Origin of the sequence: Streptomyces sp. NPDC051104, assembly GCF_040682835.1 — a bacterium.
GTDB lineage: Bacteria > Actinomycetota > Actinomycetes > Streptomycetales > Streptomycetaceae > Streptomyces > Streptomyces cynarae.
In genome coordinates, this window is the sequence record NZ_JBFBBS010000022.1 from 18,273 (window position 1) to 34,102 (window position 15,830).

Genomic DNA, 15,830 nt, shown 5'->3' on the forward strand with positions numbered 1-15,830 from the left:
CACGGGCACGAGGACCGGCCGGGGGCCCTGCACGACCTCCGTCGACCCCGTACGACCTTCACCGGTCCCGGGGCCACCGCATCCGCATCCGCACCCGCTCCCGCACCTCCCGGCCCGTCGCCAGACGAGCCGGAACGACCTCACGAGGTACGCCCTTGAACGCCACCCCCGCCCACGACGGCCCCGCCCACGACGTAGACCGCCCCGCCTCCGACGGTCACGGCCCCGCCCCCACGCGGGGCACCGGCCACGCGGAGGCCACCGTGCTTCCGGTGCCCGGCACGCTGCCCTCGCAGCAGGCGACGTCACCGGAGGCCGACGAGCCGCACGGCACCGTCGCCGACCCTCTGGACCACCCCGACCCGCACACGGCCGCCCAGGCCGCGACCGTGGAGAACCTGCTCCGCTGCTGGGTCCGCGAGAAGGACCTCGCCGCTCCCGCCGACGGCACCCTGCGCATCCCGCTCCGCGCCGGCGGCACGGCCCTCCTCGTTCCGGTCCACCACTGGTCCCCCACCGGCTGGCACCGCTTCGGTCTCGCCCGCCTGGCCGGCGCCCCGGAGCAGGCCCCGCCCGTGGACGCGGTGACGGTGGCGGCACTGCTGGCACGGGAGACGGCGGGCGCCGTGGCCGCACCGGCCCCCGCCGTGGCCGCCCCCGCCCCCGCCCCCGCCGTGGCCGCACCGGCCCCGGCACCGGGCGCCGTGCCGCACCACGTCACCGACCTGCTGGCCCGTGTCGCCGACTCCGCACGCCGCACCGCCACCTTCCTCACCGACCGCCGAGAGCGTCCCGCGGACGGCGCGGACCTCTTCCTCTCCGCCGAACAGGCCCTGCTGCTCGGACATCCGATGCACCCCACGGCCAAGAGCCGCGAGGGCCTCTCGGACGCCGAGGCCCGGCTCTACTCACCCGAGCTGCGCGGCTCCTTCCCGCTGCACTGGTTCGCGGTCGCGCCCTCGGTGTGCGCGGCCGACTCGGCATGGACGGAAGGCGGCCGGCCCCTGCCCGCCGACCGGCTCACCGAACGGCTCGCCAGCCCGGACCTCCCGCTGCCCCGGGGCTTCACCGCACTGCCGCTGCACCCCTGGCAGGCGCGCGAGATCCGGCACCGCCCCGAGGCGGCCGCTCTGCTGGGCGCCGGACTCCTCCGGGACCTCGGCCCCCACGGCACGCCCTGGCACCCCACCTCCTCCGTCCGCACCGTCCACCGCTCGGGCGCCCCCGCGATGCTCAAGCTGTCGCTGGGCCTGCGCATCACCAACTCCCGGCGGGAGAACCTCCGCAAGGAACTCCACCGGGGCGTCGAGGTGCACCGCCTGCTGCGCGGCGGCCTCGGCAAGCAGTGGCGCGCAGCGCACCCCGGCTTCGACATCGTCCGCGACCCGGCCTGGGTCGCCGTCGACGACCAGGACGGCAACCCCCTGGCCGGACTTGACGTGGTGATCCGCCACAACCCCTTCGCCCCGGCCGACGACGCCTCCTGCGTCGCCGGACTCGTCTCGCCCAGGCCCCGTCCGCACCCCGACGGACAGCGGCGCCCCGCCGTGTGCTCCCGGCTCGCCGAGATCGTCACCCGTCTCGCCGGGCGCACCGGCCGCTCGCGCGGGGCCGTCGCCACCGAGTGGTTCCTGCGCTACCTCCACCACGTGGTCCGCCCGGTGCTCTGGCTGGACAGCGAGGCCGGCATCGCCCTGGAGGCACACCAGCAGAACACCGTGCTCCTGCTGGACGCCGAGGGCTGGCCCGTCGGCGGCCGCTACCGCGACAACCAGGGCTACTACTTCCGCGCGTCCCGCCGCGCCGAACTCGACGCACGGTTGCCCGGCATCGGCGAGCACAGCGACACGTTCGTCTCCGACGAGGTCACCGACGAACGCTTCGCCTACTACCTCGGCATCAACAACGTGCTCGGTCTCATCGGAGCGTTCGGCTCCCAACACCTCGCCGACGAGCGGCTGTTGCTCGCCGCCTTCCGCCGCTTCCTCGCCGACGCCGCCACCGGTCCGGACCGGCTGCGCACATCCCTGCCGGCCCGTCTGCTCGACTCACCCGTCCTCAGGTGCAAGGCCAATCTGCTGACCCGGCTGCACGGCCTGGACGAACTCGTCGGCCCGGTCGACACCCAGTCCGTCTACGTCACCATCACCAACCCCCTCCATCCCTGACCTGGCCGTCACGCACCGCTCCCGATCCCCGAGGAACATGCCCCGTCCCGTCTTCTGAGAGGAGCGTCGCCGTGCCTCCCACCGACGCGAGCACCGACACCGGCACCGCCTCCGTGGAGCCCGGCACCGCCCCGGGCCCGGGAGCCGGCGCTCCATCCGGCACCAGCCCGAACTCCGGCCCCGACTGCGAGGAAACCCTCGATCTACGGCTGCCCGGGGAGTTCCTGGCGCTCCGAGTCCAGGAGGAGCCGGGCACGTCGGCCCTTCCGCCGGACGACGACCTCCTCGACCATGTCGCGGACTGGGGCGCCACGACCACCCCCGTGGGTGTCTTCCACCTCGTGCCGGTCCGCCTCGGCCGCGATCTCCCGCTGATCGTGCGCTGGATGAACGACCCCGCCGTGGCGGTCTTCTGGGAGCTCGCCGGAGACGCCTCGGTGACCGAGCGGCACCTGCGCGCCCAATTGGCCGGTGACGGACGCAGTGTCCCCTGCCTAGGCGTGCTGGACGGCACCCCCATGAGCTACTGGGAGATCTACCGCGCGGACCTCGACCCCCTGGCCCGCAACTACCCCGCGCGTCCCCATGACACCGGAATCCACCTCCTCATCGGCGGTGTCGCCGATCGCGGGCGCGGCCTCGGCTCCGCACTGCTCCGCTGCGTCGCCGACCTCGTCCTCGACCGGCGTCCCTCCTGCGCTCGCGTCGTCGCCGAACCCGACCTGCGCAACACGCCCTCCGTCGCCGCGTTCCTGAGCGCCGGCTTCCGGTTCTCCGCCGAGGTCGACCTGCCCGACAAGCGGGCCGCCCTGATGGTCCGGGACCGGGCCGTGCGCCATCTGCTCTAGGTCCTCCACCAGCGTCATCACTGTGCGTAACGATACTCGTCCCGCATCACACCACTCCGGCACCCCCGCACCACACATGAGCCTTCCATGCGCCGAGGGATGCAGCGCCCGTTTGTCAGTGCCGCACCGTAGGGTGGTCGCGCTATGACAAAGCCCTCACTCCCCGAACTCCTCCACGCAGCCGTCACAGCCGTCGGCGGCACGGAGCGCCCCGGCCAGGTGGCCATGGCCCAGGCCGTCGCGGAGGCGATCGACGACGGCTCCCATCTGCTGGTCCAGGCCGGCACCGGCACCGGAAAGTCGCTGGGCTATCTGGTGCCGGCGCTCGCGCAGGGGGAGCGCGTGGTCGTGGCGACCGCCACCTTGGCGCTGCAGCGGCAGCTCGTCGAGCGGGACCTGCCGCGCACGGTGGAGGCGCTGCACCCGCTGCTGCGCCGCCGCCCGGAGTTCGCCATGCTCAAGGGCCGGTCGAACTACCTGTGCCTGCACCGCCTGCACGAGGGAGCGCCGCAGGACGAGGAGGACGGCCTCTTCGACCAGTTCGAGGCCGCGGCGCCCACCAGCAAGCTGGGCCAGGACCTGCTGCGGCTGCGCGACTGGTCCCAGGAGACGGAGAGCGGCGACCGCGACGACCTCACCCCCGGCGTCTCCGACCGCGCCTGGGCCCAGGTGGCGGTGTCGTCCCGGGAGTGCCTGGGCGCCTCGAAGTGCGCGTACGGCGCCGAGTGCTTCGCCGAGACGGCCCGTGAGCGGGCCAAGCTCGCCGAGGTCGTCGTCACCAACCACGCGCTGCTCGCGATCGACGCCATCGAGGGTGCCCCGGTCCTCCCGCAGCACGAGGTGCTGATCGTCGACGAGGCCCACGAGCTGGTCTCCCGGGTGACGGGCGTCGCCACCGGAGAGCTCACCCCCGGCCAGGTCAACCGTGCGGTGCGCCGCGCGGCGAAACTCGTCAACGAAAAGGCCGCCGACCAGCTCCAGACCGCGGCCGAGGGCTTCGAGCGGCTGATGGAGCTGGCCCTGCCCGGCCGTCTGGAGGAGATCCCGGAGGACCTCGCGTACGCACTGATGGCGCTGCGCGACGCCTGCCGCACGGTGATCTCCGCGATCGGCGCGACCCGTGACAAGTCCGTCCAGGACGAGGACGCGGTGCGCAAGCAGGCGCTGGCCTCCGTGGAGGGCGTGCACGACGTCGCGGAACGGATCACCAACGGCTCCGAGTGGGACGTCGTCTGGTACGAGCGCCATGACCGCTTCGGTGCCTCCCTGCGCGTGGCCCCCATGTCGGTGTCGGGGCTGCTGCGGGAGAAGCTGTTCGCGGACCGCTCGGTCGTCCTCACCTCCGCCACCCTGAAGCTGGGCGGCGACTTCAACGGCGTCGGGGCGTCCCTGGGCCTGGCCCCCGAGGGCACGGAGGGCGACGACGCGCCGAAGTGGAAGGGCGTGGATGTCGGATCCCCGTTCGACTATCCGAAGCAGGGCATCCTGTATGTCGCGAAGCACCTGTCACGCCCCGCGCGGGACGGCGAGCGCGCGGACATGCTGGACGAGCTGACGGAGCTGATCCAGGCGGCCGGCGGCCGCACCCTGGGTCTGTTCTCGTCGATGCGGGCCGCCCAGCTCGCCGCGGAGGAGCTGCGCACCCGTATCCCCGAGTTCCCGATCCTGCTCCAGGGCGAGGAGACCCTCGGGGAGCTGATCAAGAACTTCGCGGCGGACCCGAGGACGTGCCTCTTCGGCACGCTGTCGCTCTGGCAGGGCGTCGACGTCCCCGGGCCCAGCTGCCAGCTGGTCGTCATGGACAAGATCCCCTTCCCGCGCCCCGACGACCCGCTGATGAGCGCCCGCCAGAAGGCCGTCGAGGAGGCCGGGGGCAATGGCTTCATGGCCGTCGCGGCCACGCACGCCGCGCTGCTGATGGCACAGGGTGCCGGCCGGCTCGTACGGGCGTCCGGCGACAGAGGTGTGGTCGCCGTCCTGGACCAGCGGCTCGCCACGGCGCGCTACGGCGGCTATCTGAAGGCGTCGTTGCCCGACTTCTGGTACACGACGGACCGCAACCAGGTCCGGAAGTCCCTGGCCGCGATCGACGCGGCGGCGAAGGCCCAGGGGGCGTAGCTCCCCGTCCGCATGCGCCGCCCTCAGCGCCGACGAGGGCCCAGCCCACGCGGCGGTGCAGTGGCCGGGAAGGAAGGCGGAGCGCGCGGCTCCGGGCCCCGGGACCCCTGCGCCGTGCCCGGCCGCGGACAGCATGGGGCCCCGGAACCGGCGCAGGGGTCCCGGGGCCCGGATCAGGGGCGGGCGTCCGTGCGCCCGCCGCGGGGGGTCACACCCGCCGCAGTACCGCCACCACCTTGCCGAGGATCGTCGCCTCGTCGCCCGGGATCGGCTGGTACGCGGAGTTGTGCGGCAGCAGCCAGACGTGGCCGTCCTCGCGCTTGAACCGCTTCACGGTGGCCTCGCCGTCGAGCATCGCAGCGACGATGTCACCGTTCTCCGCGACGGGCTGGCGGCGGACCGTGACCCAGTCGCCGTCACAGATCGCGGCCTCGATCATGGAGTCGCCGACGACCTTCAGGACGAAGAGCTCACCGTCACCGACGAGCTGCCTCGGGAGCGGGAAGACGTCCTCGACGGACTCCTCGGCGAGGATGGGGCCGCCGGCCGCGATCCGGCCGACCAGGGGGACGTACGACGCGGCGGGCTTGCCCGCGGTGTCGGTGGGCTGCACGGAGGACGCCTGGTCGGAGCCGCGCACCTCGTAGGCGCGCGGACGGTGCGGGTCACGGCGCAGGAAACCCTTGCGCTCCAGTGCCATCAGCTGATGTGCGACCGAGGAGGTGCTGGAGAGGCCGACGGCCTGGCCGATCTCCCGCATCGACGGCGGGTAGCCGCGCCGCTGTACCGAGTCCCGGATGACCTCGATCACCCGGCGCTGCCGCTCGGTCAGCCCGGAGCTGTCCGCCCGGATGCCTGGAGGTCGACCGGGCAGGGACCTCTTCGGCACCTCCGGGTTCGTGGCTTCGTTCATGGCATGCACCGGCTCGAGTCGGCCCTGGGAGCGGTCCTGGGCAGTGATGGTGGCACTGTCTGCGGTGGTGGTCACGTCGTCGGCCCCTCTCGATGGTCTCCCGTGCAGCACAACGGTAGTTGCTTTCGAAAGGTTGCGCCAAACACACGTTCGAGTGAAAAACCGGGAATTGCCTGACGCGATCAACTCTCCGGGTGTATTGAGCCGACACCGCTTCCAGCGGGCGGAAGTGCCCGCTGCTGTACTCTTCACCGCCGGGGCGAGGGCCTTGTGGGCCGCCACGGACGGCGCCCAGTCTGCCATCCGACGCGCCGCGGGCCGCGTACCGGCCCCGCTTCTCCATGCGGCGTCCACCGTATCCGCGCATGGCCCGAACGGGTATGGCCGTGCGGCACATGCCAAGACGCCCCTGGCGCGCGTGTCGCCGCCGAATGTACGAGCCAATCGCTACATCTAGTGGTTGGATTGCAGTAGTGACCCACAAGTTGTGGTCCCCCCGGTCTTCGCGGTCACCGAGATCGCCTATGCTTGGGGCTGCTTCGTGGGGCCGGTGAGCCCCATGAGGTCCATGTGTCGTGCTGAAAAGGAGGGATGGAGCCATGCACTGCCCCTTCTGCAGGCACCCCGACAGCCGTGTCGTCGACAGCCGTACGACCGATGACGGCACGTCCATCCGCAGGCGCCGTCAGTGCCCCGACTGCTCCCGTCGTTTCACGACCGTGGAGACCTGTTCGCTGATGGTGGTCAAGCGGTCCGGAGTCACCGAGCCCTTCAGCCGTACCAAGGTCATCAACGGCGTGCGCAAGGCATGCCAGGGGCGGCCTGTCACCGAGGACGCACTCGCCCAGCTCGGCCAGCGGGTCGAGGAGGCCGTGCGGGCCACCGGGAGCGCCGAACTGACCACCCACGACGTGGGTCTGGCCATACTCGGCCCCTTGCAGGAGCTCGACCTCGTCGCCTACCTGCGGTTCGCGTCCGTTTACCGGGCGTTCGACTCGCTGGAGGACTTCGAGGCCGCCATCGCGGAACTCAGGCAGCAGCGGGAGCGCACCGCCGTGGACGAAGACGACCACGAGACCACTGACGCGGAGCGCCAGGGAACCGACCGCGGGTCCGGAGGGGCGGCCGACGCCCTCCTGCCCGCCACCGCCGCCGACTGACGGGCGGGCCGACCCGGTCGGCCCCGTCGGCGGCGCACACAGACCCGTCACGCGCGCCCGCGCAGGACACGCGTGACATGCAGACACAACACCGTGCCTTGGGAAGAAAAGGGCACTTCAGGGCGTTTTTGCCCGATACAGGGAGGCGGCATGACAGAGACGGCGAGCGGTCCGGCACGAGGTTCCCGAGCGAAGGGCGCCAAGGCCGCCAAGGGGCTGCGTATCGAGCGCATCCACACGACCCCGGGCGTGCACCCGTACGACGAGGTCGAATGGGCGCGCCGTGACGTCGTCATGACCAACTGGCGCGACGGCTCGGTCAACTTCGAGCAGCGTGGCGTCGAGTTCCCCGAGTTCTGGTCGGTGAACGCGGTCAACATCGTCACCAGCAAGTACTTCCGCGGTGCCGTCGGCACCCCCCAGCGCGAGACCAGCCTCAAGCAGCTGATCGACCGCATCGTGAAGACCTACCGGAAGGCCGGCGAGGACTACAAGTACTTCGCCTCGCCCGCCGACGCGGAGATCTTCGAGCACGAACTGGCGTACGCCCTCCTGCACCAGATCTTCAGCTTCAACAGCCCCGTCTGGTTCAACGTCGGCACGGCCCAGCCCCAGCAGGTCTCCGCCTGCTTCATCCTGTCCGTCGACGACTCCATGGAGTCGATCCTCGACTGGTACAAGGAAGAGGGCATGATCTTCAAGGGCGGCTCCGGCGCCGGCCTGAACCTCTCCCGCATCCGCTCCTCCAAGGAACTGCTCTCCTCCGGCGGCAACGCCTCCGGCCCGGTCTCCTTCATGCGCGGCGCCGACGCCTCCGCGGGGACGATCAAGTCGGGCGGCGCCACCCGCCGCGCCGCCAAGATGGTCATCCTGGACGTCGACCACCCGGACGTCGAGGACTTCATCGAGACCAAGGTGAAGGAGGAGGAGAAGATCCGCGCCCTGCGCGACGCGGGCTTCGACATGGACCTCGGCGGCGAGGACATCACCTCCGTCCAGTACCAGAACGCCAACAACTCGGTCCGCGTCAACGACACCTTCATGAAGGCCGTCGAGAACGGCGAGAAGTTCGGCCTGCGCGCCCGCATGACCGGCGAGGTCATCGAGGAGGTCGACGCCAAGGCCCTGTTCCGCAAGATGGCCGAGGCCGCCTGGGCCTGCGCCGACCCCGGCATCCAGTACGACGACACGATCAACCACTGGCACACGTGCCCGGAGTCCGGCCGTATCAACGGCTCGAACCCGTGCAGCGAGTACATGCACCTGGACAACACGTCCTGCAACCTCGCCTCGCTGAACCTGATGAAGTTCCTGAAGGACGACGGCAAGGGCAACCAGTCCTTCGACGTCGAGCGCTTCTCGAAGGTCGTCGAGCTGGTCATCACCGCGATGGACATCTCGATCTGCTTCGCGGACTTCCCGACCCAGAAGATCGGCGAGAACACCCGCGCCTTCCGTCAGCTCGGCATCGGCTACGCCAACCTGGGCGCCCTGCTCATGGCGACCGGCCACGCCTATGACTCCGACGGCGGCCGCGCCCTCGCCGGTGCCATCACCTCCCTGATGACCGGCACCGCCTACCGCCGCTCCGCCGAACTCTCCGCGGTCGTCGGCCCGTACGATGGCTACGCCCGCAACGAGCAGGCGCACCTGCGCGTCATGAAGCAGCACTCCGACGCCAACGCCACCGCCGTCCGCATGGACGACCTCGACACCCCGGTGTGGGCCGCGGCCACCGAGGCCTGGCAGGACGTGCTGCGGATCGGCGAGAAGAACGGATTCCGCAACTCCCAGGCGTCCGTCCTCGCCCCGACCGGCACCATCGGTCTCGCCATGGGCTGCGACACCACCGGTGTCGAGCCGGACCTGGCGCTGGTCAAGTTCAAGAAGCTGGTCGGCGGCGGCTCGATGCAGATCGTCAACGGCACCGTGCCGCAGGCGCTGCGCCGCCTCGGCTACCAGGAGGAGCAGATCGAGGCGATCGTCGCCCACATCGCCGAGCACGGCAATGTGATCGACGCGCCGGGCCTCAAGCCCGGGCACTACGAGGTCTTCGACTGCGCCATGGGCGAGCGCGCCATCTCCCCGATGGGCCACGTCCGCATGATGGCCGCGATCCAGCCGTGGATCTCCGGCGCCATCTCCAAGACGGTCAACATGCCGGAGTCGGCGACCGTCGAGGAGGTCGAGGAGATCTACTTCGAGGCCTGGAAGCTGGGCATCAAGGCGCTCGCGATCTACCGCGACAACTGCAAGGTCGGCCAGCCCCTCTCCGCCAAGAAGAAGGAGACCGCCGAGAAGCCGGCCGAGCAGCCCGCCGCGGAGCCGACGGTCGAGAAGGTCGTCGAGTACCGTCCGGTCCGCAAGCGCCTCCCGAAGGGCCGTCCCGGCATCACCACCTCCTTCACCGTCGGCGGCGCCGAGGGCTACATGACCGCCAACTCCTACCCGGACGACGGTCTCGGCGAGGTCTTCCTGAAGATGTCCAAGCAGGGCTCGACCCTCGCGGGCATGATGGACGCCTTCTCCATCGCGGTCTCGGTGGGCCTGCAGTACGGCGTGCCGCTGGAGACGTACGTCTCCAAGTTCACCAACATGCGCTTCGAGCCGGCCGGTATGACGGACGACCCGGACGTGCGGATGGCGCAGTCGATCGTCGACTACATCTTCCGCCGTCTGGCCCTGGACTTCCTGCCCTTCGAGACGCGCTCGGCGCTCGGCATCCACTCCGCCGAGGAGCGTCAGCGCCACCTGGAGACCGGTTCGTACGAGCCGATCGACGACGAGGAGGTCGACGTCGAGGGCCTGGCCCAGTCGGCCCCGCGCACCCAGGAGCTGAAGGCGGTCGCCACGCCGAGGACGGAGTCCGCCGCGGCCAAGCCGGCCCCGAAGCAGGCGCACACCAGCGCCGAGCTGGTGGAGATGCAGCTCGGCATCCAGGCGGACGCCCCACTGTGCTTCTCCTGCGGCACGAAGATGCAGCGGGCGGGCTCCTGCTACATCTGCGAGGGCTGCGGCTCGACGAGCGGCTGCAGCTGACCGACACCCGAAGGGCGGCACGACCGGTGGTCGTGCCGCCCTTCGGCGTGGACAGGCCCTAGGAGAGCGGCCGGCCCATGACGCGGGCGAAGCCCTCCGGGTCCGTGTCGAAGCCGTGGACGCCCGGGTGGAACGTCCACTCCCCGGAGGAGTCGCGCACGAACTCCGCCACCCTCGCCGCCGTGGCGCCGAGGACGCCCCCGAAGTCGTCCTCGGCGAGCACGGTGTAGTCCTCGCGGACCCGCAGCGCCGGGTTCAGGACGTCGACGAACGTCCTGCGTCCGGCTCGCTGCTGGATGGCGACGCCGACCACCACGCGCGCGTACCGGCCGTCGAGCCGGTACAGCTCCACGGTCATGACCTCGTCCCAGCCGAAGCCCTTGCCGTCCAGGCTGTCGCGGTTGAGATAGATCGTGCCGTCGGGGGAGCGGCTGTCGAAATGCACCACATAGGCGGGGGCCCCATAGGGATCATCCGCCAGATAGGTTGCGGCCACGATGTCGAGGTCGGTGGGCGGCTGGTCGGAGGGACTCGGGTCCCACTTCACCGCCAGTTCGACCTTGCGGATGCCCTTGTTGAGACCGGTCATCTCCCATTCCCTCCCCGTTGTCATCTGCCCTTGTGGGAACTCCCGTTCCATGAGGGCCAGTTGTCCATTGTGCCTCGCGCTCGGGGCGCTCGCTCGGGTGCACTCCGCAGGAGCGTGACCAACGCCACGCAAGCTGGCCTTACGATGGCGCGGTGCTGGTCAAGTGGATTCGCTGCACCGTGGTCGACCGCCGCGGTTTCGAACGGGGGCAGCGAAAGTGGGCGGGGCTTCTGGGGGAGCCGGGCTTCCGGGGACAGGGCGGGGGTTTCAGCCGGGTCAGGCCCGGCGTGGCGCACATCTTCGCGTTCTGGGAGAGCCGCGCCTTCTACGACTCGTTCATGGCGCGCTCGCACGACCGGCTGGCCGCCGCGCAGGCGGGCACGTTCAAGGACCAGCAGGTCCGGCTCTTCGACCACCGCTTCGATGTGAAGACCGGCTTCGAGCCCCGCTTCACCGACGCCGACCTGGTGCGCGTCGCGCACTGCCGGGTCCACGAGGAGCGCGCCGAGCACTTCGCGCTGATGCAGGAGAAGGTCTGGAACCCGGCCATGGCGGGCTCACCCGGCATGATCCGCGGACTCTTCGGCGAGGCGCCGGGCCATGAGTTCCTGATCCTGTCCATGTGGCAGTCGGCGGCGGAGCACGGCAAGTACCGGGAGGAGCGCGTGGAGCGGCTGGCGCTGCGGGCACAGACGGAGGCGGACGTCGCGGCGCTCACCGGGGACATCGTGGAGCTGGAGCCGACGTGGACGGTCTGACACCCACCGTTTGGAAAACGGCCGGACCTCTGGGTGTGGCTCCGGTGTGACCTGCGCCTTATGGAGGCCCTCGGGTGCCCGTTCGGGCGTCACTCGATCTAGGGTTTCGGCATGGCACGACCACGGCGCATCGTCCTTGTCCGGCACGGCGAGTCGGTGGGGAACGCCGATGACTCCGTGTACGAGCGCGAGCCCGACCACGCGCTGCCGCTCACCGAGAGGGGATGGCGGCAGGCGGAGGAGACGGGCAAGCGGCTGCGGGAGCTCTTCGGCAGGGAACGCGTCAGCGTGTACGTCTCCCCGTACCGCCGCACCCATGAGACGCTCCGCGCCTTCCACCTCGACCCCGATCTCGTCCGTGTGCGCGAGGAGCCCCGGCTGCGCGAGCAGGACTGGGGGAACTGGCAGGACCGCGAGGACGTACGGCTGCAGAAGGCGTACCGCGACGCCTACGGGCACTTCTTCTACCGCTTCGCGCAGGGCGAGTCCGGCGCCGACGTGTACGACCGGGTGGGCGGCTTCCTGGAGAGCCTGTTCCGCAGCTTCGAGGAGCCCGACCACCCGTCGAACGTGCTCCTGGTGACCCACGGGCTCGCCATGCGGCTGTTCTGCATGCGCTGGTTCCACTGGACGGTCGCGGAATTCGAGTCGCTGTCCAACCCCGGGAACGGCGAGACGCGCATGCTCCTGCTGCAGGAGAACGGCAAGTACAGGCTCGACCGGCCCTTCGACCGCTGGCGGGACCCGGATCCGTACTGGGTCACCGGTTAGAGTGGCAGGGCGATGACCTCTGACTTCTCTCCGCTCGGGCGCCTGGAGCGCGCGCTCGCCTGTCTGCGCGGACTCGCGGTGGGGGATGCGCTGGGCTCACAGTTCTTCGTTCCCGCGAACTATCCGCTCCTCCAGCGCCGCGAGCTGCCGCCGGGCGTGTGGCAGTGGACGGACGACACCGAGATGGCCTGTTCGGTGGTGTCCGTGCTGGCCACGCACCAGCGCATCGACCAGGACGAGCTGGCCCGCTCCTTCGCCGATCACCACGACTTCGACCGCGGCTACGGGCCGGCGGTGGGCCGCCTGCTGAGGCTCGTCCGGGAGGGCGGCGACTGGCGCGAGCTGGCGGCGGCGCTGTTCAAGGGGCAGGGATCGTGGGGCAACGGGGCGGCGATGCGGATCGCGCCGCTCGGTGCCTGGTACGCCGACGACCCGGAGCAGGCGACCCATCAGGCGGAGATCTCCGCGTACACGACGCACCAGCACCGCGAGGCCGTGGCCGGTGCCATGGCCGTGGCCGGGGCGGCCGCCCTCGCCGCGGATCCGGCGGGGCCGCCGAGCGCCGAGGCCCTGCTCGACGGGGTGATCGCGCTGGTACCGAGGAGCGCCGTCGCGGCGGGGCTGCGGCGGGCGCGGGACATGCTGGACTACGGCGACGCGACGACGGTCGCGGCCGTGCTCGGCTGCGGACGGCGTACGACGGCGCACGACACGGTGCCGTTCGCGCTGTGGTCGGCCGCGCGCGCCCTCGGTGACTACCCGAAGGCGTTCTGGACCACCGTCCAGGTGGGCGGCGACATGGACACGACGTGCGCGATCGTCGGCGGAGTGGTGGCCTCCGGGAAGGCGGGGGCTCCGCCGGGGGAGTGGCTGGAGCGAACGGAGCGGCTGCCGGAGTGGGCGCCGTCGCTTTCGTAGCCGGAGGGGACCGCTGAGCGGAATCCCGCCATCGGGGCCGGCCGGCTGCCCGCCGACAGCCGGACCGGCTCCCTCACTGTCGCCGCCCCGGGCGCCCGGCCGTCGTTGTCCTCCGGCTGTGCAGGGGAGGACAACGACGGTGGAGACGTTCAGCCGGCGGCCGGGCCTGCCGTGCCCGCCAGGGCCTCCAGGTCGCTCTTTCGTACCCGGATGACCACCGCGGCCGTGACGAGAGCCAGGATCGCCATCGCGGCGGCCGGCACGAAGGCCGTCGATATGCCGTGGGCGAGCACCTCGTTCCCCCACGGAGCCGGCAACTGGTGCGTCCTGGCGAACTCCGCCTTCTGCTCCGCCGTACCGTTCGCCAGGAACTTCGGCAGTTGCCTGCCCGCCTCATCCCTGCTCGCCGTCCCGAACACCGTGGTCAGGATCGACAGACCCAGGGAACCGCCCACCTGCTGGGTGGCGTTGAGCAGACCGGAGGCCGCCCCGGCCTCGTGCTGGGCGACGCCCGAGACCGCGGTGAGCGTCAGCGTCACGAAGTTCAGGCCCATCCCGAAGCCGAACACCAGCATGGGGCCGAGCACCCCGCCCGCGTACGAGCTGTCGGGCTTGATCAACGTCTGCCAGCCGAGCCCGATCGTCACGAGCGTCGCGCCCACCACCATGAACGGTTTGGGGCCGAGCACCGGCAGGAACCGCTGCGAGAGGCCGGCGCCGATCACGATCGCCACCGTCACCGGCAGGAAGGCCACTCCCGCCGAGATCGGCGTGTACCCCAGCACGTTCTGCACGAAGAGCACGATGTAGAAGAACATGCCGAACATCGCCGCGGCGAGGCTCAACATGATCACGTACGTGCCCGAGCGGTTGCGGTCGGCGAACATCCGCAGCGGCGTGATCGGCTCCCTGGCCCGCCTCTCGATGAGGGCGAACGCCAGCAGCAGCACCACGGCCGTCGCGAAGGACCCGATCGTGACGCTGTCGCGCCAGCCGTCCTCGGAGGCGCGGATGAAGCCGTACACCAGCGACGCCATGCCCGCCGTCGACGTCAGCGCGCCGGCGATGTCGAAGCGGCCCGGATGGCGTTCGGACTCATTGATGTACATCGGTGTGAGCACGGCGATCAGCACGCCGATGGGCACGTTGACGAAGAGGACCCAGCGCCAGTCGAGCCACTCCGTGAGCATGCCGCCGGTCAGCAGACCGATCGCGCCGCCACCGGCCGAGACCGCGGCGAAGACGCCGAACGCCCGGTTGCGCTCCGGGCCTTCGGCGAACGTTGTGGTGATCAGCGCCAGTGAGGTGGGCGACGCGATCGCGCCACCCACGCCCTGCAGGGCGCGCGCGGCCAGCAACTGCCAGGGCTCCTGAGCGAGTCCGCCGAGCAGCGAGGCGAAGGTGAACAGCAGGATGCCCGTCATGAACACCCGGCGCCGGCCGAGGATGTCACCGGCCCGCCCGCCGAGAAGCAGCAGGCCACCGAAGGTGAGCGTGTAGGTGCTGACGACCCACGTCAGGTCGGTCGTGCTGAACTTCAGCGCGTCTTGAATGTGCGGTAGCGCGATGTTCACAATCGTCGCGTCGAGTACCACCATGAGTTGGCAGGCCGCGATGACGGTCAGCGCGACGCCGGGACGCCCCTCCCGGCGGGCGGCTTTCGGCTTCTGGTCCTCGATCAATGGAGAGGTTGTCACGATGGGCCCCCCACGAATGCGTTAGTGAACGATCGCGTTCACTTTCCGTGCCACACGGTAGTGAGTCCCCGTCAGTGAACGCAAGCGTTCACTGACTTCGTTGCCGTGCTCCGCCGCCCGGATGCTCGCCCTATCCTCGGAATCCCCGCTTCCGCTGCTCAACGGAGAAACGCAGATGGGTACTTCGTCCTGGCCGGCCGCGTCTCCCCGGCCGGCCTCGCCCCGCCGGCGTGGTGCCGTGCTCGAACGCGCGATCCTCGACGCCACGCTCGAGCAGCTCAGCACGGTCGGCTGGAAGGGCCTGACGATGGAGGGCGTCGCCGCCGGAGCGCAGACCGGCAAGGCGGCGGTCTACCGCCGCTGGCCGTCCAAGGAGGACCTCGTCGCGGACGCGCTCCAGGCCGGACTGCCGCGCTTCGACGAGGCGCCCGACCTCGGGACCCTGCGGGAGGATCTGCTGGCCCTGTGCCGGCAGGCCCGCGACGCGATGTATTCGCGCCCCGGATTCGCCCTGCGCTCAGTCATTCACGAATGCGACACCCTGGAGGTGGAGCGCTTCCAGGGTGTGATCTACGAGGGTGTCATCGAGCCGAGCGTCAGGTTGCTGCGTCAGGTCATCACGCATGGAATCGAGCGGGGAGAGGTGCGGCCCGACGCCGCGAACGGATATGTCTTCGACGTCATGCCGGCGATGATGATGTACCGCACGAAAATTAGCGCCTGCGAATGGAGTGACCAGGAGGTCGAGGAGATGATCGACCGGCTGATGATCCCGCTGCTGCGTCCGGTGGGGGACTGATCCGGCTCCCGGGACGCCGCGACGGCCCGGCTGCGGCGGCGCTGTCGCCGTC

Annotated in this window: 12 protein-coding genes; 9 read left to right on the top strand and 3 right to left on the bottom strand. The window is 70.7% G+C overall.

From position 1 onward, the window contains the following. Positions 1 to 284: 284 nt before the first annotated feature. The 3 genes from AB0N14_RS25910 (at position 285) to AB0N14_RS25920 (ending at position 5,134) form a co-directional block, all read left to right on the top strand. A complete protein-coding gene (locus tag AB0N14_RS25910) occupies positions 285 to 2,168 on the top strand; it encodes an IucA/IucC family protein (protein ID WP_366028175.1) in 1,884 nt (627 codons plus the stop codon). A gap of 71 nt (positions 2,169 to 2,239) precedes the next feature. Then, on the top strand, positions 2,240 to 3,016 hold the full coding sequence (locus tag AB0N14_RS25915; protein ID WP_366028095.1) for a GNAT family N-acetyltransferase: 777 nt from the start codon (positions 2,240 to 2,242) through the stop codon (positions 3,014 to 3,016). Positions 3,017 to 3,160: 144 nt separating this feature from the next. Continuing rightward, a complete protein-coding gene (locus AB0N14_RS25920) occupies positions 3,161 to 5,134 on the top strand; it encodes an ATP-dependent DNA helicase (RefSeq protein WP_366028096.1) in 1,974 nt (657 codons plus the stop codon). A 208-nt stretch (positions 5,135 to 5,342) separates the two neighbouring features. On the opposite strand, the gene lexA is transcribed toward AB0N14_RS25920, so the two are convergent. Then, positions 5,343 to 6,122, bottom strand: coding sequence for a transcriptional repressor LexA (gene lexA / locus AB0N14_RS25925; RefSeq protein WP_366028097.1), 780 nt, complete (start codon positions 6,120 to 6,122; stop codon positions 5,343 to 5,345). A 524-nt stretch (positions 6,123 to 6,646) separates the two neighbouring features. Here lexA and nrdR point away from each other — a divergent pair. Continuing rightward, positions 6,647 to 7,207, top strand: a complete 561-nt coding sequence (nrdR, locus tag AB0N14_RS25930; RefSeq protein ID WP_366028099.1) for a transcriptional regulator NrdR — start codon at positions 6,647 to 6,649, stop codon at positions 7,205 to 7,207. Between the two features lie 150 nt (positions 7,208 to 7,357). Further along, on the top strand, positions 7,358 to 10,246 hold the full coding sequence (locus AB0N14_RS25935; protein WP_366028100.1) for a vitamin B12-dependent ribonucleotide reductase: 2,889 nt from the start codon (positions 7,358 to 7,360) through the stop codon (positions 10,244 to 10,246). Between the two features lie 58 nt (positions 10,247 to 10,304). Here the strand turns inward: AB0N14_RS25935 and AB0N14_RS25940 are convergent, their stop codons facing one another. Beyond that, a complete protein-coding gene (locus AB0N14_RS25940) occupies positions 10,305 to 10,835 on the bottom strand; it encodes a TerD family protein (RefSeq protein WP_366028101.1) in 531 nt (176 codons plus the stop codon). A gap of 152 nt (positions 10,836 to 10,987) precedes the next feature. On the opposite strand from AB0N14_RS25940, the gene AB0N14_RS25945 reads away from it, so the two are divergent. The 3 genes from AB0N14_RS25945 to AB0N14_RS25955 all read left to right on the top strand — a co-directional run bounded on the left by AB0N14_RS25945 (position 10,988) and on the right by AB0N14_RS25955 (position 13,282). Then, positions 10,988 to 11,593 (top strand): YdbC family protein, encoded by a 606-nt coding sequence (locus AB0N14_RS25945; RefSeq protein ID WP_366028102.1) that lies wholly within the window; start codon positions 10,988 to 10,990, stop codon positions 11,591 to 11,593. A 111-nt stretch (positions 11,594 to 11,704) separates the two neighbouring features. Next, the gene (locus tag AB0N14_RS25950; RefSeq protein ID WP_366028103.1) at positions 11,705 to 12,364 is read left to right on the top strand and encodes a histidine phosphatase family protein; all 660 of its coding nucleotides are present in this window, start codon (positions 11,705 to 11,707) and stop codon (positions 12,362 to 12,364) included. A 12-nt stretch (positions 12,365 to 12,376) separates the two neighbouring features. Next, the gene (locus AB0N14_RS25955) at positions 12,377 to 13,282 is read left to right on the top strand and encodes an ADP-ribosylglycohydrolase family protein (RefSeq protein ID WP_366028104.1); all 906 of its coding nucleotides are present in this window, start codon (positions 12,377 to 12,379) and stop codon (positions 13,280 to 13,282) included. Positions 13,283 to 13,431: 149 nt separating this feature from the next. On the opposite strand, the gene AB0N14_RS25960 is transcribed toward AB0N14_RS25955, so the two are convergent. Next, positions 13,432 to 14,979: an MFS transporter gene (locus AB0N14_RS25960; protein WP_366028105.1), complete on the bottom strand. Its 1,548-nt coding sequence runs from the start codon at positions 14,977 to 14,979 to the stop codon at positions 13,432 to 13,434. A gap of 175 nt (positions 14,980 to 15,154) precedes the next feature. Here AB0N14_RS25960 and AB0N14_RS25965 point away from each other — a divergent pair, with 175 nt between their 5' ends. After that, positions 15,155 to 15,778, top strand: a complete 624-nt coding sequence (locus tag AB0N14_RS25965) for a TetR/AcrR family transcriptional regulator (protein WP_366028106.1) — start codon at positions 15,155 to 15,157, stop codon at positions 15,776 to 15,778. The last annotated feature ends 52 nt before the right edge of the window (positions 15,779 to 15,830 follow it).

Coding starts and splice junctions, on each gene's coding strand:
- AB0N14_RS25935 (WP_366028100.1), top strand. CDS start 7,358: ATGACAGAGACGGCGAGCGGTCCGGCACGAGGTTCCCGAGCGAAGGGC.
- AB0N14_RS25940 (WP_366028101.1), bottom strand. CDS start 10,835: ATGACCGGTCTCAACAAGGGCATCCGCAAGGTCGAACTGGCGGTGAAG.
- nrdR (WP_366028099.1), top strand. CDS start 6,647: ATGCACTGCCCCTTCTGCAGGCACCCCGACAGCCGTGTCGTCGACAGC.
- AB0N14_RS25955 (WP_366028104.1), top strand. CDS start 12,377: ATGACCTCTGACTTCTCTCCGCTCGGGCGCCTGGAGCGCGCGCTCGCC.
- AB0N14_RS25950 (WP_366028103.1), top strand. CDS start 11,705: ATGGCACGACCACGGCGCATCGTCCTTGTCCGGCACGGCGAGTCGGTG.
- AB0N14_RS25965 (WP_366028106.1), top strand. CDS start 15,155: ATGGGTACTTCGTCCTGGCCGGCCGCGTCTCCCCGGCCGGCCTCGCCC.
- AB0N14_RS25920 (WP_366028096.1), top strand. CDS start 3,161: ATGACAAAGCCCTCACTCCCCGAACTCCTCCACGCAGCCGTCACAGCC.